The organism is Caballeronia telluris (assembly GCF_001544495.1).
GTDB lineage: Bacteria > Pseudomonadota > Gammaproteobacteria > Burkholderiales > Burkholderiaceae > Caballeronia > Caballeronia telluris.
The window spans coordinates 185,710-206,421 of sequence record NZ_FCNZ02000013.1 but is presented as its reverse complement, the minus strand read 5'-3'; the positions used below and the strand labels follow the sequence as shown (position 1 = coordinate 206,421).

Below are 20,712 nucleotides of genomic sequence, written 5' to 3'. Positions count from 1 at the left end.
ATTCGATGATATTCATCGCAATGGGCGTCTCGGGTTGCGGCAAGACGCGGATTGGCGAACTGCTGGCCGAGCGGCTCGACTGCCCCTTTACCGACGGCGACGCGTTTCACAGCGAAGCGAACAAGGAGAAGATGCACAAGGGCATCCCGCTGACGGACGACGACCGCTGGCCGTGGCTTCGGACGATCCGCGCGGCGATTGAGGAGAAGCAGCGCGCGGGCGAGACGGCGGTATTCACGTGCTCGTCGCTCAAGCGCTCTTACCGCGACATCCTGCGCGACGGCGACCGTGACGTGATCTTCGTCTATTTGCACGGCACGGTGGAATTGCTGCGCGAGCGGCTCGGCGAGCGCAAAGGCCACTTCTTCGATCCGTCGCTGTTGCAAAGCCAGCTCGATACGCTGGAGCCGCCGGGCGCGGACGAGGCGATCGAAGCGGATATCGCGATGACGCCGGATCAGATCGTCGAGAAGGTGCTGAAGGAAGTGAAGGAGCGCTAAGAGAAAGCCGTCAGGAGAAGGATGAAGTTCTCAAAAGGCCATGCCGATGTGAGTCGGAATGGCCTTTTGAGTTTCATCAAGCAATAGGGTCAGGAACGGGAGCGGTCGGAATATTCCTATGTTTGGCGGTCACCGAAAGGCGGAGACTTGCGCATTCGTTTCCATTCATACTCCGCGTCTTAAAACGCGGGCTCTTAAGCGCGCTAATCTCGCTCCCTGTCATGCCCTTCAGCGATACACCTCGGCCAGAACCTTTGCACATCGAACGCGCCGCCATCGAATACGATCAAGTCCGTTTGGACTCGACGCTCGCTCAAGAAACTGCATCGCACGGACGTGACGACGACATCCAGCGCCTCGCGATCCGCGCGCGCGACGCTGCGGTGCTGCCGGGTGCCACGACCGGATTTCACCTCATCGGCCCGTTCGATGAGCATCATGTCCTGAATCTCAGTGCGCTCGTTACCGGTAGCGGGAATGACGTTTCGGTCGGCGACGAAGGCGCGTTCCTGCCGAATGCGGCGTCGCTGCCGCAACTGTCCCTTTCGCTGACCGACGTGCTGGAGCTCGGTCGACATGATCTGATGCTGCTGCAAAGTATCGAGGCAGTCGCGAGCCACATGCCGGACGTGATTTCCGTCGCGCAGTTGGGGCCGACAGCCGGTCTCGACGAATCCGAATGGCGGGTGCAGGATTTCGTCGATCAACGCGGTGACGCCCATCACATGATCGATTTTTCGTTGCTCCACGCAGATCCGTTCATGCCCGACCCGCACGTACTGCAGTGATGGCGGAAATGCAAAAGGCCGCTTCGACAGACTGAAGCGGCCTTCTTTTTCACGACGCGCAGGTGCGTTAGCGAATCCGCTTCGCCAGTTCCACCGCCTTGCCGATATACGAACCCGGCGTCATCTCCAGCAGCAGGTTCTTCGCGTCGTCGGGAATGGCGAGGCCGTTGATGAACGCCTGCAGGCCCTCGCGCGTGATGCCCTTGCCGCGCGTCAGTTCCTTCAGTTGCTCATACGGATTCTCGATGCCAAAGCGCCGCATCACCGTCTGCACCGGCTCGGCGAGCACTTCCCACGTGTTGTCGAGGTCTTCGTTCAGACGCGCCGCGTTCACTTCGAGCTTGTCCAGCCCGCGGATCAGCGAATCGTAGGACAGCAGCGAATACCCGAACGCCACGCCGATGTTGCGCAGCACGGTCGAATCGGTCAGATCGCGCTGCCAGCGCGAGATCGGCAGCTTGTCGGCGAGATGGCGCAGCGTCGCGTTCGCGAGACCCAGATTGCCCTCCGAATTCTCGAAGTCGATCGGATTGACCTTGTGCGGCATCGTCGACGAACCGATTTCACCCGCCTTCGTCTTCTGCTTGAAATAGCCGACCGAAATGTAGCCCCACACGTCGCGGTCGAGGTCGAGCAGGATCGTGTTCGCGCGCGCGATGGCGTCGAACAGTTCGGCCATGTAATCGTGCGGTTCGATCTGGATCGTGTACGGGTTGAAAGTGAGCTTCAGCCGCTCTTCGACGACTTCCCTCGAAAACGCTTCCCAGTCGAATTCCGGATAGGCGGACAAATGCGCGTTGTAATTGCCGACCGCGCCGTTCATCTTGCCGAGGAGCGGCACGGCGGCGATGCGCTCGATCGCGCGCGACAAACGCGCCGCGACGTTGGCGATTTCCTTGCCGAGCGTCGTCGGGCTGGCGGGCTGGCCGTGCGTGCGCGAGAGCATCGGCTGCGCGGCGTGTTCGTGCGCGAGTTTGACGAGCCGCTCATGCACCGAGCGCAGCGCGGGCAGGATCACGTGCTCGCGGGCGCCGGCGATCATCAGCCCGTGCGACGTGTTGTTGATGTCCTCCGACGTGCACGCGAAGTGGATGAATTCGCTTGCGCGCTCCAGTTCGGGCTGTCCCTTCACCGATTCCTTCAGCCAGTATTCGACCGCCTTCACGTCGTGATTCGTCACGCGTTCGATGTCCTTGATGCGCGCGGCGTCGTGCGCGGTGAAGCGCTCGACGAGTTGCAGCAGGAACTGCTCGGACGCTTCGGAAAAGCGCGGCACTTCGGCGAAACCGGCGCGCGAGAGCGCGATCAACCAGTGAATTTCGACGGTCACGCGATGGCGCATGAACGCGGCTTCGGAGAGCCATTCGCGCAGGGCTTCGGTCTTGGCGGCGTAGCGGCCATCGAGCGGCGACAGTGCAGTGAGCGCGAAGAGGGTATCGGGACGGGTATCGGACATGGTGGCAGCCGCGCTCGGAGGCGGGATTGGGACGGGAGAACCGGGGATTTTACCATCGGAGCTGGATCGACCCGGGCGCACGGCGGCGCGCCTGCGCCTATCGCGCGGCCGGGCGTTCCCGCAGCGCTAGATCGAGCGCGCTCAGTTGCGCGGGCGTGCCGACGTTCTCCCAGCGGCCTTCGTACAGCTCGCCGCTCGCGCGTCCCGCCGCGATGGTCTCGCGGTAGTACGGCGTCAGTGCGCGCCGCGTGCCGGGCGCGAGGTCGCGGAACATGCGCGTGTCGTATAAGCCGATGTTGCCGAACGTGAAGCGCGGAGCGCCTTCGAGCGACAGCGTGCCGTCCTTCAGCGCGAAGTCGCCTTTGGTGTGAAAGGGCGGATTCGGCACCATCACGAGATGCATGCCGGGTTGCGCCGACGAAGCGAGCCGCGCCGCATGCGCGCCGAGCGAGCCGTAGTCGAAATCGCAGAACACGTCGCCGCTGACGGCCACGAACACGTCCGGTTCACCGCGCGTTTCGATCAGCGGCAGCGCCTGCGCGATCCCGCCGGCCGTTTCGAGCGCCTCGGTTTCCGCCGAGAAGCGCAGTTGCACGCCCCAGCGCGAACCGTCGCCGAGCGCGGCCTCGATTTGCGCGCCGAGCCACGCATGATTGATCACGATCGTTTCGATGCCCGCCGCCGCCAGCCGCTCGATCTGCCAGACGATCAGCGGTTTGCCGCCGGCTTCGAGCAGCGGCTTCGGACAGGTATCGGTGAGCGGACGCATGCGCTCGCCGCGTCCGGCGGCGAAGATCATCGCCAGCTTGAGAGAAGACGTCATGCGGCGCGCTCAGAAGGTATAGCCGACATCGTCGGCGCGGCCTTCGAGCGTATCGAGAAGACGCGCGAACGGACGCAGCGGCCCGTAGCGCTCGGCCACCTTGCGCGCGTAGCCGATGAATCGCGGGAGATCGGCGAGATAGACCGGCTTGCCGTCGCGATAATTGATGCGGCAAAAGAGGCCCAGCACCTTGATGTGGCGCTGCAAGCCCGTCCATTCGACCTGCCGGTAGAACTCGCCGAAGTCGGGATCGACGGGCAAGCCGGCCTTCTTCGCGCGTTCCCAGTAATAGGCGATGCAGTCGAGCTGGAACTCTTCGTCCCAGCTGATGAAGGCGTCGCGCAGCAGCGATGCGAGATCGTAGGTAATCGGCCCGTAGACCGCATCCTGGAAGTCGAGCAGGCCGGGATTCGGCTCGCTCACCATCAGGTTGCGCGGCATGAAGTCGCGCAGCATGAAGACCTGCGGCTGCGCAAGCGCGCTCTGGACGAGCAGCCTAAAGGTAGTGTCGAGCACCTTGCGATCGGATTCGGCGAGCGCACGCCCGAGATGCCGGCCGACGAACCATTCCGGCATCAGTTCCATCTCGCGGCGCAGGAACGCTTCGTCGAAGGGCGGCAGCACGCCTTCGCGCGAAGTCGCCTGAAAGCGGATCAGCGCGTCGAGCGCGGCGCGCATGAGCCCGCGCGCGTTTTTCTCGTCGAGCACGGAGAGATAGGTCGTCGTGCCGAGATCGGTCACGAGCATGAAGCCGGCGTCGAAATCGGTTTCGAGGATGGCCGGCACATGCACGCCGGCCTCGGCCAGCAAGCCGGCGACCTGGACGAACTCCTGGCACTTCTCGGGCGGCGGGGCGTCGACGGCGATCAGCGTTTTGCCGTGTTCGTCGGCGCAGGCAACGCGGAAATAGCGGCGAAAACTGGCATCGGTCGACGCCGGCGCGAGGCTCGCAAGATCCAGCCGATAGCGTTCGGCGAACGATTCGAGCCAGGCGTAAAGCTGTGTAAGGCGGGCGTCGGTGGGAATGTGCGTCATAAATTCGAAGGGCAAAACATCTTGCCATATAATACCCCACGACTTTTTTAAGCGATCCGTTTTCGCCCGGCGCCAAGGCCCGAGCAGCGCAGCTTCACTTTCGATCGAGTGTCATCCTTCGTTCGCAACCGCTTTCGCTTGCAGCGTTTTTGCAGCGGGTTCGTCGGATACGACTGCGCGGCTTCCAGTGCAAACTCGGGTGCGAGTTCAAGGCATTGCGGGCTCGCGAACGCATAACGGCATCGAACCGCCACCCATACATGCCGCCACGACAGTTTCCAAAATCGATTACCAAGCGCCAGGCTTTGCCACGCAGACGGCGGCTCGTCGCGGCGCTGCTTGCCGCTCCGGGTCTCATGCCGGCGCTTGCGCACGCGCAACTCGCGGGCGCGGCGGCCGAGCCCCAGCCGCTCGACGGCGCGGGCAACCTGCGCCTCGCGCCGCAGCTGGAAGAGCGGCCGCTGCGTGCGGGCCAGCAGCCGGCCACGTTCCTGCTGGGCGACAAAACCACCGGCACCACCGATGAAGACATGGCCGCCAAGGGCTCGGCAGAAGTGCGCAGGAACGTGTCGATCATCAAGTCGGATGCGCTGCACTACGACCAGGACACCGACACGGCCGACGCATACGGCAATGTCAGGATCATCAGCAACGGCAATACGTTCGTCGGCCCGGAAGCGCACCTGAAGGTGGAAGCGAACGAAGGCTACATGACGAACCCGAAGTACCGCTTCAACCTGTCGGGCGGTTCGGGCAGCGCCGAGCGCGTCGACATGCTCAACAACGAGCAGGCGCGGGTCGATCACGGCACCTACACGGCGTGCGCGTGCGAGACCGACCCGGCGTGGTACATCAAGGGCACGTCGTTCGATTTCGACACGGGTTCGGAAGAAGGCATCGCGCATAACGGCGTGCTGTTCTTCCAGGGCGTGCCGATCATCGCGAGCCCGTGGCTGTCGTTTCCGCTGACGAGCGAACGGCGCAGCGGTCTGCTGCCGCCGACGTTCTCGCTCAGTTCGACGACCGGCTTCGAAGCGACGATTCCGTATTACTTCAACATCGCGCCGAATCGCGATTTGACCCTGACGCCGCGCCTGATGACCCGCCGCGGCGTGCAGACGGCGGCGACCTACCGTTATCTGTCGCCGACGTATTCGGGCACGATCACGGGCGAGTTCCTGCCGAACGACCGCCAGACGCACACGAACCGCTACGCGATCTACCTGCAGCATCAGCAGAACTTCGGCGGCGGTTTCGGCGGGTACATCAACTACAACAAGGTCTCCGACGATCAATACCCGGAAGACCTGGCGAACGCGTCGAACCAGTTCCTGAACGGCACGCAGTTGCTGTATCAGCAGGAAGCCGGGCTGACGTACAACAACGGGCCGTGGTCGGTGCTCGCGCGCGAACAGCGCTGGCAGACGCTGCAGCCTTCGGTTCCGCCGTACGCGCGCGAACCGCAGTTGAACGTGCTGTACAACAAGTACAACGTCGGCGGCTTCGACTACGGCGCGGAAGCCGACTACACGCGCTTCACGATCACGCAGACCGGCGCGACCGACGGCCAGCGCGCCGTCTTCAATCCGTACCTGAGCTACAGCGTCAACGCGCCGGGCTATTTCATTACGCCGAAGGTGCAGTGGCACTTCGCGTCGTACGATCTGTCGCATATCGCGACCGGGGCCCCGGCCGGCCAGCCGAAGAATTTCACCGAATCGATTCCGACCGTCTCGTTCGATACGGGCCTCGTGTTCGACCGCTCGGTGCGGATCTTCGGCCAGGACTACATCCAGACGCTCGAACCGCGGCTCTATTACGTCTACACGCCGTATCGCAACCAGAACTTCGCGCCGATCTTCGATACCGCCGAAGCCGACTTCGGTCTCGCGGAGATCTACACGCCGAACACGTTCGTCGGCAACGACCGGATCGCCGACGCGAACCGGCTGACCGTCGGTCTCACGACGCGCTTCATCAACCCGGCGACGGGCGACGAGCGCGCGCGCTTCGTCATCGCGCAGCAGTACTATTTCCAGAGCCAGCGCGTCACGATCACGCCGGACCAGATTCCCGGCCAGGCGAAGCACTCGGACCTGATCGCGGGCGCGGCGATCAAGCTGGGCGCGGGTTTCGCTTCGGAAACGGCGTTCCAATATAATGCGGACAACAACCAGCTCGTGCGATCGAGCGTCGGCTTCTCGTTCAGTCCGGCCGACCGCAAGGTGATCAACGTCGGTTATCGCTACACGCGTCAGAACGAAACCACGCTCGCCAACGAGCCGATCAACCAGATCCTGTTGTCGGTGCAGTGGCCGATCACGCAACGGCTCTACGGTGTCGGCCGCGTGAATTACGATCTCGCGGGGCATCGGCTCGTCGACGGTCTGGTCGGCTTCCAGTACGATGCCGACTGCTGGCAGTTCGGCTTCGGCATGCAGCGCTACGCAAACGGGGTCACGACCACCGGCGAGTCGGCATCGGGCACGCGCGTGCTTGCCCAGTTGACATTCAAGGGCCTGTCGAACGTCGACAACGGTCTCGTGAACGCATTCCGTTCGAGCGTGCAGGGCTACCAGACGCCGCCGCCCGCGGCCGCGCCGCTCGCGCGGTTCACGAATTACGAGTGACGCAACGCATGACATGTGGTCGATCGGAAGAGTCACAGCGGGCAAAAACCACCGCAAGACGAGCAGCACACTAGCGGGCAAGACCCGTATTTGATGGAGTATTTGTGGCAAACATGAACAGGTTTCGATCGACAACGCTGGCAGCGGGCGCTTTCGCCGCGGCACTGATCCTGAGTTCCCCCGCCGGCGCGCAGGCCTTGTCGAAGGGCAACGTGCAACTCGCCGATTCGGTCGTCGCGGTCGTCAATAGCGACGTCATCACGCAGCGCGAACTCCTGGACCGCGTCGGGCTCATCACGCGGCGTCTGCAGCAGCAGAACGCGCCGCTGCCGCCCACGCCGCAGTTGCAGCGTCAGGTGCTCGACCAGATGGTGATCGAGCGCGTCCAGTTGCAGAAGGCGAAGGAAGACGGCATCAACGTCGACGACGCTACCGTGAACCGCACGCTAGAACGTCTCGCGCAGCAGAACCAGATGACGCTCGACGTGTACCGCGCGCGCATCGAGGCGCAAGGCGTGCCCTGGTCGACATTCACGCGCGACGCGCGCACCGAACTCACGCTCTCGAAGCTGCGCGAGAAGGAAGTCGACAGCAAGATCACCGTGTCCGACGCGGAAATCGCGAACTACGTGGCGAGCCAGCGCGGCCCGAACGCGAAGCAGTCAAGCGACCTGCATCTGCAGCACATCATGTTCAAGCTGCCGCCGAACGCGTCGCAGACCGACGTCGCCGCGCTCCAGGCGAAGGCTGAAGCCGTGCTGAAGGAAGCGCAGTCGGGCGACGATTTTGCGAAACTCGCGAAGCAGAATTCGCAGGACACCGATGCCGCGAAGGGCGGCGATCTCGGCTTTCGCACGCAAGGCTCGCTGCCCGCGGGCGTCGTGTCGGCGGTTGCCACGCTGCGTCCGGGCCAGGTCGTGCCGCAACTGATCCGCACGGATGGCGGCTTCGAGATCATCAAGCTCGTCGAGCGCCGCTCGGGACAGGGCACGGCAGCCGACGCGCCGAAGCTCGTACAGACGCACGTGCGCCACATTCTGCTGCGCGTGTCGGACGGCATGTCGGAGTCGGCGGCGCGGCAGAAGCTGCTCGACATCAAACGCGACGTGGTCGGCGGCGGCGACTTCGCGAACTTCGCGCGCACGTATTCGCAGGACGGTTCGGCGTCGCAAGGCGGCGATCTCGGCTGGATCAGCCCGGGCGAAACGGTGCCCGAGTTCGAACGCGCGATGAACAATCTGAAGGACAACGACGTCAGCGATCCGGTGCGCAGCGAGTACGGCTATCACTTGATTCAGGTGCTCGCACGCCGCGAAGCCGAAGGCTCGGCCACGCAGCAGCTCGACATCGCGCGCCAGGCCATCGGCCAGCGCAAGGCCGAGCAGGCGTATTCAGACTGGCTGCGCGAACTGCGCGATACCGCCTACGTGCAATACAAGGGCATCGCGGCGCAAGCGGACCAGTAACGCGGAGCCCGCCACGATGAACGCCGCCTCCGACGCCCGTCCGCTTTCCATCGCGATCACCACCGGCGAGCCTGCCGGAGTCGGTCCCGAATTGACTGCGGCGGCACTCGGTCATGCGGCGACACGCTGGCCTTCCGCGCGTTTCACCGTGCTCGGCGACCGCGCGTTGTTGCAGGATCGCGCGGGCTCGCAGGCAGCGCTCCAAAGCGCCCAGATCGACATCGAGCATCACGCGCTTGCGGTGCCGTCGCTGGCGGGCAAGCTCGACGCGGCCAACGGACGCTATGTGCTCGCCCTGCTCGATGCCGCGATCGACGGCGCGCTCGCCGGCCGGTTCGACGCGATCGTCACGGCGCCGTTGCAAAAGAGCACGATCAACGACGCCGGTGTTGCCTTCACCGGCCACACCGAATATCTCGCCGAGCGCACGAATACGCCGCGCGTCGTGATGATGCTGGCGGGCACGGGCGAACGGCCGCTGCGCGTCGCGCTCGCGACCACGCATCTGCCGCTCAAGGACGTGTCTGCGGCGCTCACGGCCCGTGGCATCGTCGAGACGCTGCATATCATCGATCACGACCTGCGCGCGCATTTCGGCTTGTCCGCGCCGCGCATTCTCGTGACCGGGCTCAATCCGCACGCGGGAGAAAACGGCTATCTGGGCCGCGAGGAAATCGACGTGATCGCGCCCGCGCTGGAACGCGCGCGCGCACTCGGCATCGACGCGCCGGGCCCGTATCCGGCGGACACGCTGTTCCAGCCGCGCTATCTGAAAGACGCGGATTGCGTGCTCGCGATGTTCCACGACCAGGGCCTGCCGGTGCTGAAATTCGCGACGTTCGGTGAAGGCATCAACGTCACGCTCGGGCTGCCGATCATCCGCACGTCGGTCGACCACGGCACCGCGCTCGATCTCGCGGGCACCGGCCGCGCGGACGCCGGCAGCATGATCGCGGCCATCGATACCGCCGTTTCGATGGCGAGCCATCGGCGCGCGGGCTGACCCGTTCGATCCCATCCATCTCGCAGTCCTTAAGCGGTTCTTTCGATGTCGACCAAGCACCAGGGCCATTTCGCGCGCAAGCGCTTCGGGCAAAACTTCCTCGTCGATCAGGGCGTGATCGACTCGATCGTCGATACGATTCGGCCTGCGCGCGGCGAGCGCATGGTCGAGATCGGCCCGGGCCTGGCTGCGCTCACAGAGCCGCTGATCGAACGGCTCGCCACGCCCGAGTCGCCGCTGCACGCGGTCGAACTGGACCGCGACCTGATCGCGCGGCTCGGCAAGCGCTTCGGTGACCTGCTCGTGCTGCACGCAGGCGACGCGCTCGACTTCGACTTCGGCGCGCTTGCGCTGGAAGGCGACAAGCCGTCGCTTCGGATCGTCGGGAACTTGCCGTACAACATTTCCAGTCCGCTGCTGTTTCATCTCACTTCGTTCGCGCCGAAAGTCGTCGATCAGCATTTCATGCTGCAGGACGAAGTCGTCGACCGGATGATCGCCGAACCGGGCACGAAGGATTTCGGCCGGCTGTCGGTGATGCTTCAGTATCGCTATTCGATGGACAAGCTGATCGACGTGCCGCCCGAGTCGTTCCAGCCGCCGCCGAAGGTGAATTCCGCGATCGTGCGGATGATTCCGTTCGCGCCGCACGAGTTGCCTTCAGTCGACGCTCGCGTGCTCGGCGAGGTCGTGCAGGCGGCGTTTTCGCAGCGTCGCAAGATGATGCGCAATACGCTCGCCGCCTATCGCGACACGGTCGATTTCGATGCGCTCGGTTTCGATCTCGCGCGCCGCGCGGAAGAAGTGCCGGTTGCCGAGTATGTGACGCTCGCGCAGGCGGTCGCGAAGACGCGCTGAGCGCTCGTCACGCGCGCTTTGCGGGCGTGTTCACGAGCGCGATCCCGGCCAGCACCATCGCGGCCGCGATCAGGAAACGCAGCGTGAAGTGCTCGCCCAGCAGCACCACGCCGAAGGTCACGCCGAAGATCGGCGTCAGAAACGAAAACACCGAGAGTCTCGACGCCATATAGCGCGTCAGCAGCCAGAACCACGTCAGATAGCTGATGAACGCCACGACGATCGCCTGATACGCGAGACTCGCGAGCGCGCGCGGCGTGACCGTCGCGACGTGCGTCTGGTCGAACGCGAACGCGAGCGCCAGCAGCATGATCGCCGATACCGCCAGTTGATAGAACAGCGTCTTGCTCGCGCTCGCATGCGCGAGCGAACTCGCGCGCACGACGACCGTCGTCGCGGCCCATAGCAGGCCGCCGAGGACGCCGAGCGCGTCGCCGGCAACGCCGTGCAACGTCGAAGCGCGGTTCGGGTCGGCGTGCAGGAAACCGTCCGCGAACGCGAGCGCGATGCCGCAAAACGCGACGGCGATGCCTAGCCATTGCATGCGGCGCATCTTCTCGCCGGCTATGAACCAGTGCAGCCCGAGCGCCGTGAAGCACGGCGCGGTGTAGAGGAAGACGGCCATGCGCGTGGCCGTCGTGAGCGTCAGGCCGAAGAAGATGCAGACGAATTCGCCGCCGAACAGCACGCCCGCGAGCAGGCCGGCGCCGAGCGTATCGTCGCTCGCGAAGAGCGAGGTGCCGCGCGAGCGCGTCCAAAGCCACACGAGCACGGTTGCGATGGCCGAGCGGATGCCCGCTTGCAGCATCGGCGGAAAGGACGCGTTCGCTTCCTTGATGGCGACCTGCTGGAAACCCCATGCGGCGCACAGGACCACCATCACGATGACAGCCGTCGCGTCCGGCGCGCGACGCAGGGAAAGGGCAGGGGTGCTCATGTCTCGTCTTATGCGGCGTTCGCGCTCAGGCGAATGCACGGTTATGGAGCGTCGATTTTGCCACCGAACGGCAGGCGGCGCGAATGAATGGTCGCGCGCAGACGCGGCGCGCACGAAACAAAACGCCGGCTCGCCGCATGGCGAGCCGGCGCCCGGCAGGCTTGCTCGAAGCGTCAGACACCCGCGACGTGCGAGTGCTTTTCGATCAGCTCGATCTTGTAGCCGTCCGGGTCTTCGACGAACGCGATCACGGTCGTGCCGCCCTTCACCGGGCCCGCTTCGCGCGTCACCTTGCCGCCTGCTTCTCGGATGCGGTTGCACGCGCCGGCGGCGTCGTCGACTTCGATCGCGATGTGGCCGTAAGCGTTGCCGAGATCGTATTGGTCGGTGCCCCAGTTGTAGGTGAGTTCGAGCACGCTGGCTTCGCTTTCGTCGCCGTAGCCGACGAACGCCAGCGTGTACTTGTACTCGGTGTTCTCGCTCTGGCGCAGCACTTTCATGCCGAGAATGCGCGTGTAGAAGTCGATGGAACGCTGCAAGTCGCCGACGCGCAGCATCGTGTGGAGAAGTCGCATGGTGGGTTTCCTGTGGGGTTGTCTTGGGCGGATTCGGAGACCGTGAGCGCCGGTGTCTTTCGCACTCGTGCGCGCGAGGGCCGCGTGCAAAATTGTAACGCCGGCCATCGAGGCTCGCAGGCCGTGTGCGGCTCAGAGCGCCGGCAGCAGTTCCGGCGGATGGTGCTTGAGCGTGTGCCGCGCTTCGCGGAATTCGGGAAAGATCGACTCGACCGTCTGCCAGAAACGCGGACTGTGGTTCATCTCGCGCAGATGCGCGAGCTCGTGCGCGACGACGTAATCGATGATCGAAAGCGGAAAGTGAATCAGCCGCCAGTTGAGGCGAATCTTGCCGTCGCTGGAGCAACTGCCCCAGCGCGTCGCCGCCGACGAGAGCCCGTACGCACGAAACTCGACATCGAGTTTGTGCGCGTACAGGACGAGCCGGTCGCCGAAAATGCGTTTCGCCTCGGTCTGCAACCAGCCTTGCACGCGGTCCTTGATCTGCTGCGGATCGGCGAGCGCGGGCAGCGCGAGGGAGAGCACGCCGCTCGGCTCGTCGAAATGAAGCGTCCGTTGCGCCGATCCCAGCGACACGCTGATCGTCCTGCCGAGATAAGGAAACTGCGCGCCGTCCTTCCAGTCGATGCGTGGCAGCGCACGCTGCTCGACGCGCGTCTGCCACTCGCCGAGCTTCTTGAAGATCCACTGCTGCTTGTCGACGATCGCGCTTTCGATGTCGGCGAGCGTGACCCAGCGCGGTGCGGTGATCGCAAGGCCGGTGCCGTCGATCATGAAGCCGATCGTGCGGCGCGACGAGCGCTTCAGTCGATAGTCGAGCGTCCGCTGACCGAGCACGAGGCGGCGCAGACGCGTGCCATCGGGCGCGTACGACGGCGGGACGGCATTCGCGCCCGGCGTGATCTCACCGAGCAGGGGCGCGGGCGTCTGCGAGGCGGGCTCGGCGGCGCCCGGCGTATCCGCGAACGGCAGATCGAGTTGCAGGTTGTCGAGCGCGACAGCGGGACGCTGCCGCGATGGGGTCTTCTGCATCGGCTCAGCTTTGCGCTCGCGGCGCAGGAAGGACGAGAACAACGAAAAGGACAATGCGCGGCTCGGCGTGGGTGCAGTCGTTTCAGCGGCCCGCGGACGCGCGGGGCGCGTGCGTCGAACCTGCGTCTGTCGACCTGTAAGCAGCCGGATCGATACGGCGCATTTCCGCTTCGATCCAGGCCTCGACGCGCTGGTTCACTTCTTCCGGCGTGAGGCCCGCAGTGTCGATTGGCTTGCCGATCGACACCGTGACTATACCCGCATATTTGAGAAACGAATGGCGCGGCCAGACGTGCCCGGCGTTATGCGCGATCGGCACGACGGGCACGCCGGTCGCCACCGCGAAGCGCGCGCCGCCCGTCTTGTACTTCCCCTGGCTGCCGACGCGCGTGCGCGTGCCTTCGGGAAACATGATGACCCACGCGCCTTCGTCCATGCGCGCGCGGCCCTGGCGCGTCACCGAGGCGAACGCATCCTTGCCCTGCTTGCGGTCGATGTGAACCATCTTTAAAAGCCCGAGCGCCCAGCCGAAGAAGGGCACGAAGAGCAGTTCGCGCTTGAACACGTAGCAGAGCGGACGCGGCATCAGCGCCGGAAACGCGATCGTCTCCCATGCGGACTGGTGCTTCGACAGCAGCACGGCGGGACCGTCGGGCAGGTTCTCCCAGCCTTCGATCGTATAGCGAATGCCGTTCAGATGGCGCAACACGACGATCGTCGATTTGCACCAGCCCGCGGCCATCCAGTAGCGCTTGTCGGCGCGCAGGAACGGAAACGCGATGAAGCAGGCGATCGCGTACGGCACCGTGTACACGACTAAGTAAATCAGCAGCAGCAGCGAACGGATGAAGCGCATTGGCGTGAATTCTTATGGTGCGCCGCTCATCGAGTGAATGAGCGGGTCAATCCTGATTCTGGGCGAGGAAATCGAGAGCGAAAGTACGCAGGTTCTTGTGCACCTTCGTGCCCGCCGGCAGGTTGCCTGCGGCGAGCGTCTTTTCGCCCTTGCCCGTCAGCACCAGATGCACCGGAAAGCCGAGCGCCGCGCCGGCTTGCAGATCGCGCAGCGAATCGCCGACCACCGGCGTGTGTTCCGGATCGATCTCGAAGCGGTCGATGATCTGTTGCAGCATGCCCGGCTTCGGCTTCCTGCAATCGCATTGATCCTCGGCGGTATGCGGGCAGAAAAACACGGCGTCGATACGCCCGCCCACGGCCGCCGCCGCGCGATTCATCTTCTGATGCATCGCGTTGAGCGCGGCCATGTCGAAGAGACCGCGGCCGATGCCCGACTGGTTCGACGCGATCGCGACGTGCCAGCCCGCCTGGTTCAGGCGCGCGATGGCGTCGAGGCTGCCGGGAATCGCGACCCATTCGTCGGGCGACTTGATGAAGGCGTCGGAATCGACGTTGATCACGCCGTCGCGATCGAGAATGACGAGCTTTCTGTTCGGATTCATGGAGAGGGCGCCTGAACTCGCACGCTTACGCGGCGAGCTTCGAAATGTCCGCGACGCAATTCATCTGCTGATGCAGCGCGTTGAGAAGTGCCAGCCGGTTGCTTCGCAGCGCCGGGTCTTCCGCATTCACCATCACGTCGTTGAAGAAAGTGTCGACGGCATCGCGCAGCGCGGCGAGCGCCGACAGCGCTTCCGTATAGTTGCGCTCGGCAAGCTGGCTCTGCACACGCGGCGCGACTTGTTCGAGCTGCGCGTAGAGCGCCTTTTCAGCGGCTTCGACGAGCAACTCGGGTTTCACGCTCGACGGCACCGCTTCCGTCGACTTCTTCAGGATGTTCGAGATGCGCTTGTTGGCCGCCGCGAGCGATGCCGCTTCCGGCAACGCCGCGAATTCGCGCACGGCTTCGAGGCGCGCGACGATGTCATCGAGACGCGTCGGGTTCAGGCTCAGCACGGCGTCGATTTCGCTCGCGTTGAAGCCGCGCTCGCGCAGCACGCCGCGCAGGCGGTCCAGGAAGAATGCATAGATCGCGTCCGTCGATTCGGCCACTTGCGGGATCCCGGCGAACTGCCTTTGCGCGACGCGCAGCAACTCCAGCAGATCGATGGCAAGGCGCTTTTCGAGCAGGATGCGCAGCACGCCGAGCGCATGGCGGCGCAGCGCGAACGGATCTTTTTCGCCCGTCGGTTGCAGTCCGATGCCCCAGATGCCGACGATCGTCTCCAGCTTGTCCGCGAGCGCGACCGCGCAGCCGACGCCCGTCGACGGCGTTTCGTCGCCGGAGAAGCGCGGCTGGTAATGCTCGGAGCACGCGAGCGCCACTTCTTCCGGCTCGCCGTCGTGACGCGCGTAGTAGGTGCCCATCGTGCCTTGCAGTTCGGGGAATTCGCCGACCATGTCGGTGAGCAGATCCGCCTTCGCGAGCAGCGCGGCGCGCTTCGTCAGCGCGACATCGACGCCGACCATCGGCGCGATCTCCCCCGCGAGCGCTTCGAGCCGCTTCACGCGTTCGAGTTGCGAGCCGAGCTTGTTGTGATAGACGACGTTCGCGAGCAGCGGCACGCGATCCGCGAGACGCTTCTTCTTGTCCTGCTCGAAGAAGAACTTCGCGTCGGCGAGACGCGGACGCACGACGCGCTCGTTGCCCTCGACGATGTCGCCGGGCGTCTTGGTGTCGATGTTCGACACGATCAGGAAGCGCGAACGCAGCTTTCCATTGGCGTCGGTCAGCGCGAAGTACTTCTGGTTCGTCTGCATCGTGAGGATCAGGCATTCCTGCGGCACCTGAAGGAATTCCTCGCCGAAGTGGCACTGATAAACCACCGGCCATTCGACCAGCGCGTTCACTTCGTCGAGCAGCGCTTCGGGCATCACGACGCGATCCTCGCCCGCGAACGCCTGCAATTGCGTGCGGATCGATTCCTTGCGGTCGTCGAAATTCGGCACGACATGCGCTTTCGACAGCAGCGTTTCGGCGTAGCTATCGGCGTGCGGGATTTGCACGAAGCCATGCGACATGAAGCGATGGCCGATGGTCGTGTCGCCCGAATCGATGCCGAGCGCCGAGACCGGCACGACTTCGCGCCCATGCAGCGCGACGAGCCGTTGCACCGGACGCACGAACTGCACGTTGGTGCCGTCCGGGCGCTGGTAGGTCATGACCTTCGGAATCGGCAGCTTGGCGAGCGTTTCGTCGAGCGCGGATTGCAGGCCGTCGGCGAGCGTCGCGCCCGGCGCCGCGTAGCGCAGGAAGAACGCTTCGGCTTTGCCGTCCTGCGCGCGTTCGAGTTCCGCGAGCGGGACGTCGGGGAAACCAAGCGCCGCGAGTTTCTTGGCGAGGGGCGCGGTGGGCTGGCCGTCCTTGTCGAGCGCGACGGACACCGGCAGCACCTTTTCGCGCACCTGTCTTTCCGGCGCGACCGCGCGCACGTTCTTCACCAGCACGGCGAGACGGCGCGGCGTCGCGTATTTTTCGAAGCTCGGCTCGCCGTCGATCAGATCGCGTGCGGCAAGACGTTGCACGATGCCTTCGGCGAACGCGGTGCCAAGACGCGCGAGCGCCTTCGGCGGCAGTTCTTCGGTGAGCAGCTCGACGAGCAGCGTTGCTTGATTGGATTGCGTCATTGTTCTTTCGTGTCTCGTCAAACCGGGTCGATGTTGCGTTCGACCTTCAGCGGCGGCGCCCAGGCGGGCATGGCGGCGTCGTGTTCGTCGGTGGTGAGGTTGGCCGCCGGATGCACCGGATTGCCGAGCATCGGAAAGCCGAGCGCTTCGCGCGACTCGTAGTACGCCTGCGCGACGAGCCGCGACAGCGCGCGAATCCGGCCGATATACGCCGCACGTTCCGTGACCGAGATCGCGCCGCGCGCGTCGAGCAGGTTGAACGTGTGGCCGGCCTTCAGCACGAGTTCGTAGGCGGGCAGCGCGAGCTTCGCGTCGATCATCTTCTTCGCTTCGGCCTCGTAGCTGTTGAAGAACGTGAAGAGCAGTTCGACGTTGGCGTGCTCGAAGTTGTAGGTCGATTGCTCGACTTCGTTCTGGTGATAGACGTCGCCGTAGGTGAGGCGCCGTGTTTCGCGGCCGTTCGGGCCGTCTTCTTCCCATTCGGTCCAGACGAGGTCGTAGACGTTCTCGACCTTTTGCAGATACATCGCGAGGCGTTCCAGCCCGTAGGTGATCTCGCCGAGTACCGGCTTGCAGTCGATGCCGCCCACTTGCTGGAAATACGTGAACTGCGTCACTTCCATGCCGTTCAGCCACACTTCCCAGCCGAGTCCCCACGCGCCGAGCGTCGGATTTTCCCAGTCGTCCTCGACGAAGCGCACATCGTTCTGCTTCAGGTCGAAGCCGAGCGCTTCGAGCGAGCCGAGATACAGATCGAGGATGTTTTCCGGCGCCGGCTTCAGCACGACCTGATACTGGTAGTAGTGCTGCAGGCGGTTCGGGTTGTCGCCGTAACGGCCGTCCTTCGGGCGGCGCGACGGCTGCACGTAGGCCGCGCGCCACGGCTCCGGCCCGATCGCGCGCAGGAACGTGTGGACGTGCGAGGTGCCCGCGCCGACTTCCATGTCGATCGGCTGGAGAAGCGCGCAACCCTTGTTGTCCCAATAGGATTGCAGCGTCAGGATGATTTGCTGAAAAGTGAGCATGATTGCCTTTGAGGCGGACCGGCGCCAGAGCGTCGCGAGAGCGGACGCCAAAGGCCGGTCAAAGTGCTAAAACCTTGAATTTTAGCTGAATGAAGGGCGCGTGCGGCTTTGGGGCGTTTCGTGCCGCCTTCCGGCCGACTGTTTCACTTCCTGCGGCCATTCCGGTTCGACGGCGCGAAGGCAAACGCAAACGCGAGCAGCAACAGCGACACGGCGATCACGGTCAGATTGCCGCTCGTGACATACGGCGTGCGCCCGGACGTGCCTTGCACGGTGGCTTCGAGCGTGCCGGTGGTGTAGGTCGGCAGTTTCGAGACGACCTCGCCGTTCGCCGCGATCACCGCGGTCATCCCGGTGTTGGTCGCGCGCAGCATCGGCCGACCGGTTTCGATCGAGCGCATCCGGGCGATCTGCAAATGCTGGTCGAGCGCGATGGTATCGCCGAACCAGGCGAGATTCGTCGAGTTGACGAGAATGCCCGCCGGCGCGACCTGCTCGCGCAGCGTCTTCGCGATCTCCTCGCCGAAGATGTCCTCGTAGCAGATATCCACGGCGACCGGCTGGTTGTGCACGAAGAACGCCTTTTGCACCGACGGCCCGCGCGCGAGATCGCCGAGCGGAATGCCCATCAGGTTCACGAACCAGTGAAAGCCGAGCGGCACGAATTCGCCGAAGGGCACGAGGTGATGCTTGTCGTAGCGATAGACGTCGAACGAGCCGGGCGTGATGCCGAAGAGACTGTTGGTGAAATCCTTCGCGCGGCCTTCCGGCGTGATCGTCACGCCGATGGCGCCGAACAGGATCGACGATTTTGTCGTATCCGCGAACTGGCGCAGCGCGAGCGCGAGGTCCTCCGGCACCTGCACGGCGAGCACCGGCAGCGCGGTTTCGGGCGTGACGATGAGATCGGCGGGCTTCTCGGTGATCATCCGCCGATACAGCGCGAGCGATGCGTTCACGCCTTCCTGCTCGAACTTCATCTCCTGCTTCACGTTGCCTTGCAGGAGGCGCACGGTGAGCGGCGAGTTGGCGGGCGTCGTCCACTGGACGAGCGAGAGCAGCATCCCCGCGACGACGAGCGTCACCGCGACGATGCCCGGTGCGAAGCGCGCAGCCCGTTCATGGCGTCGCACGCTGTAGAACGTCTGCACGACGAGCGCGGCCACGAGCGCGAGCACCCAACCGACGCCGTACACGCCCGCGATGGCGCCATATCCGGCGAGCGGTCCGTCGACTTGCGCATAGCCGCTCGACAGCCACGGGAAGCCGGTGAAGACGAGTCCGCGCAGCCATTCGCCGAGCGCCCACGCGCTCGCGAACGCGAACGCGCCGTGCCAGGTCGGAACGAAGCGCGGCTCGGCGGCGGCGCGTTCCGTGTCGTCGTATCGAGCGCGACCGGCCACGAGCGACCACACGACCGCAGCCGCCGCCGGATAGATCGCGAGATAAAGCGAAAACAGCGCGACGGCGGCCGCCGCGAGCGGCGCGGCCATGCCGCCGTAGAAGTGCATGCTGACGTAGAGCCACCACACGCCCGTCACGAAATTGCCGAAGCCGAACGCCCAGCCGGTGAGCGCGGCGCTTTTCCAGCCGCTCGTGCGCGAGAGCCACGCGAAGAAGAGCGCGAAGACGACGAGTTCGAGCCAGCCGCCATGCGGCGTCGGCGCAAAGGAAAACGTGTTGGCCGCGCCGAGCACCGCCGCGACGAGGTAATGCCAGAACGGCAGTGCGGCGGCTTCGCTGGCTTCGGAAGACGGGCTGCGCCGGCGGCGCAAGAGGCGAAACGATGAATCGGCCATTGATTACACGGTCGGAGGTCTGCTGGAGGGCGGGATGGAGCGGCGCGCGTTCACTCGCGCGCCGGCACGACGGCGGCTCACGCGAGCCGCACGAGACGATCAGCCGCGGTCGTCTTCTTCGCCCTCGTGCAAGCGGCGCTCGTGCTGGCTCATGTGCGGCACGCGCCGCACGAGCAGTACGTGGATCTGCCGGGCGTCGCCGCGCAGGATTTCGAACACGAAGTCGTCGATACGCACTTTCTCGCCGCGATGCGGCACGCGCCCAAAGCGGTGTGTGACGAGCCCGCCGATGGTATCGACTTCCTCGTCGGAGAACTCGGTGCCGAATTCCTCGTTGAACTGCTCGATGCCGGTGAGCGCGCGCACGCGGAATTTGCCGTCCGGTGACGAAATGATGTTGCCGGCTTCCTCGTCGAAGTCGTATTCGTCTTCGATGTCGCCGACGATCTGCTCCAGCACGTCCTCGATCGTGATGAGGCCCGCGACGCCGCCGTATTCGTCGACGACGATCGCGATGTGATTGCGGTTCACGCGGAAATCGTGCAGGAGCACGTTCAGGCGCTTCGATTCCGGGATGAACACGGCGGGGCGCAGCATGCCGCGCACGTCGAATTCCTCTTCGGCGTAATAGCGCAGCAGGTCTTTCGCGAGCAGCACGCCGATGATGTTGTCGCGGTTGCCCTCGAACACCGGGTAGCGCGAGTGCGCCTTTTCGAGCACGAAGGGGATGAATTCGGCGGGGGTTTCGGCGATGTTGATCGCGTCCATCTGGGCGCGCGGCACCATGATGTCGCGGGCGCAAAGGTCGGAGACCTGGAACACGCCCTCGATCATCGAAAGCGAATCGGCGTCGAGCAGATTGCGTTCGTGGGCGTCCTGCAGCACTTCGAGCAATTCGTCGCGCGACTCGGGTTCGTGCGAGATGAAATCGGTCAGACGCTCGAGAAGGGAGCGTTTTTCCTGCGGTTTGTCGGTGTTTCGTCGACTGGGATAAGCGTCGTTCATAGCGGGGCGCCCGCAAGTTTCGGGGCGCGAATTGGCGGAGAGTTAAGCATACACGAAGGAAAAAGCGCGGCTGCACGGCCCGGCGCACGCGGCGTTGGAATCTCGGCAACCATGCTAACTGATAAATGTGCGGGAAGTATGTCGAGAAAAACACGTTGTCCGAACGGACGAGCGTGCGCTTTTCAGGTCATAGGA

At 64.5% G+C, this 20,712-nt stretch carries 18 protein-coding genes; 6 read left to right on the top strand and 12 right to left on the bottom strand.

The window, feature by feature from the left end:
• Positions 1-5 precede the first annotated feature (5 nt).
• Positions 6-500, top strand: coding sequence for a gluconokinase (locus AWB66_RS18535; protein ID WP_087631630.1), 495 nt, complete (start codon positions 6-8; stop codon positions 498-500).
• 122 nt (positions 501-622) lie between these two features.
• Positions 623-1,288: a hypothetical protein gene (locus AWB66_RS18530; protein ID WP_125469746.1), complete on the top strand. Its 666-nt coding sequence runs from the start codon at positions 623-625 to the stop codon at positions 1,286-1,288.
• Positions 1,289-1,355: 67 nt separating this feature from the next.
• Here the strand turns inward: AWB66_RS18530 and purB are convergent, their stop codons facing one another.
• The 3 genes from purB to AWB66_RS18515 form a co-directional block, all read right to left on the bottom strand.
• Positions 1,356-2,744, bottom strand: a complete 1,389-nt coding sequence (gene purB, locus AWB66_RS18525) for an adenylosuccinate lyase (RefSeq protein WP_087631628.1) — start codon at positions 2,742-2,744, stop codon at positions 1,356-1,358.
• Between the two features lie 97 nt (positions 2,745-2,841).
• The gene (gene murU, locus AWB66_RS18520; RefSeq protein WP_087631627.1) at positions 2,842-3,567 is read right to left on the bottom strand and encodes an N-acetylmuramate alpha-1-phosphate uridylyltransferase MurU; all 726 of its coding nucleotides are present in this window, start codon (positions 3,565-3,567) and stop codon (positions 2,842-2,844) included.
• A gap of 9 nt (positions 3,568-3,576) precedes the next feature.
• Positions 3,577-4,602 (bottom strand): aminoglycoside phosphotransferase family protein, encoded by a 1,026-nt coding sequence (locus tag AWB66_RS18515; RefSeq protein WP_087631626.1) that lies wholly within the window; start codon positions 4,600-4,602, stop codon positions 3,577-3,579.
• 260 nt (positions 4,603-4,862) lie between these two features.
• Between AWB66_RS18515 and AWB66_RS18510 the strand changes: the two genes are divergently transcribed.
• The 4 genes from AWB66_RS18510 to rsmA all read left to right on the top strand — a co-directional run bounded on the left by AWB66_RS18510 (position 4,863) and on the right by rsmA (position 10,559).
• Entirely contained in the window at positions 4,863-7,232 is a 2,370-nt protein-coding gene (locus AWB66_RS18510) for an LPS-assembly protein LptD (RefSeq protein WP_087631625.1), read from the top strand.
• 104 nt (positions 7,233-7,336) lie between these two features.
• A complete protein-coding gene (locus AWB66_RS18505) occupies positions 7,337-8,698 on the top strand; it encodes a peptidylprolyl isomerase (RefSeq protein WP_087631624.1) in 1,362 nt (453 codons plus the stop codon).
• 16 nt (positions 8,699-8,714) lie between these two features.
• The gene (gene pdxA, locus AWB66_RS18500) at positions 8,715-9,701 is read left to right on the top strand and encodes a 4-hydroxythreonine-4-phosphate dehydrogenase PdxA (RefSeq protein WP_087631623.1); all 987 of its coding nucleotides are present in this window, start codon (positions 8,715-8,717) and stop codon (positions 9,699-9,701) included.
• Positions 9,702-9,746: 45 nt separating this feature from the next.
• The gene (rsmA, locus tag AWB66_RS18495; protein ID WP_087631622.1) at positions 9,747-10,559 is read left to right on the top strand and encodes a 16S rRNA (adenine(1518)-N(6)/adenine(1519)-N(6))-dimethyltransferase RsmA; all 813 of its coding nucleotides are present in this window, start codon (positions 9,747-9,749) and stop codon (positions 10,557-10,559) included.
• A 7-nt stretch (positions 10,560-10,566) separates the two neighbouring features.
• Here the strand turns inward: rsmA and AWB66_RS18490 are convergent, their stop codons facing one another.
• The 9 genes from AWB66_RS18490 to AWB66_RS18450 form a co-directional block, all read right to left on the bottom strand.
• The gene (locus tag AWB66_RS18490; protein ID WP_087631621.1) at positions 10,567-11,496 is read right to left on the bottom strand and encodes a DMT family transporter; all 930 of its coding nucleotides are present in this window, start codon (positions 11,494-11,496) and stop codon (positions 10,567-10,569) included.
• A gap of 173 nt (positions 11,497-11,669) precedes the next feature.
• Complete coding sequence (gene gloA, locus AWB66_RS18485) at positions 11,670-12,071, bottom strand: lactoylglutathione lyase (protein ID WP_087631620.1); 402 nt, start codon at positions 12,069-12,071, stop codon at positions 11,670-11,672.
• Between the two features lie 132 nt (positions 12,072-12,203).
• Positions 12,204-13,103 (bottom strand): M48 family metallopeptidase, encoded by a 900-nt coding sequence (locus tag AWB66_RS18480; protein WP_087631652.1) that lies wholly within the window; start codon positions 13,101-13,103, stop codon positions 12,204-12,206.
• Between the two features lie 82 nt (positions 13,104-13,185).
• Positions 13,186-13,959, bottom strand: coding sequence for a lysophospholipid acyltransferase family protein (locus tag AWB66_RS18475; protein WP_087631619.1), 774 nt, complete (start codon positions 13,957-13,959; stop codon positions 13,186-13,188).
• A 46-nt stretch (positions 13,960-14,005) separates the two neighbouring features.
• Complete coding sequence (gene gmhB, locus AWB66_RS18470) at positions 14,006-14,563, bottom strand: D-glycero-beta-D-manno-heptose 1,7-bisphosphate 7-phosphatase (RefSeq protein WP_087631618.1); 558 nt, start codon at positions 14,561-14,563, stop codon at positions 14,006-14,008.
• A 25-nt stretch (positions 14,564-14,588) separates the two neighbouring features.
• On the bottom strand, positions 14,589-16,688 hold the full coding sequence (gene glyS, locus AWB66_RS18465) for a glycine--tRNA ligase subunit beta (protein WP_087631617.1): 2,100 nt from the start codon (positions 16,686-16,688) through the stop codon (positions 14,589-14,591).
• A 17-nt stretch (positions 16,689-16,705) separates the two neighbouring features.
• Positions 16,706-17,713: a glycine--tRNA ligase subunit alpha gene (gene glyQ, locus AWB66_RS18460; RefSeq protein ID WP_087631616.1), complete on the bottom strand. Its 1,008-nt coding sequence runs from the start codon at positions 17,711-17,713 to the stop codon at positions 16,706-16,708.
• Between the two features lie 143 nt (positions 17,714-17,856).
• Positions 17,857-19,512 (bottom strand): apolipoprotein N-acyltransferase, encoded by a 1,656-nt coding sequence (lnt, locus tag AWB66_RS18455; protein WP_087631615.1) that lies wholly within the window; start codon positions 19,510-19,512, stop codon positions 17,857-17,859.
• A 99-nt stretch (positions 19,513-19,611) separates the two neighbouring features.
• Positions 19,612-20,517 carry an HlyC/CorC family transporter gene (locus AWB66_RS18450; protein ID WP_087631614.1) on the bottom strand — a complete coding sequence of 302 codons (906 nt, stop codon included), beginning with the start codon at positions 20,515-20,517 and terminating at the stop codon, positions 19,612-19,614.
• Positions 20,518-20,712 lie beyond the last annotated feature (195 nt).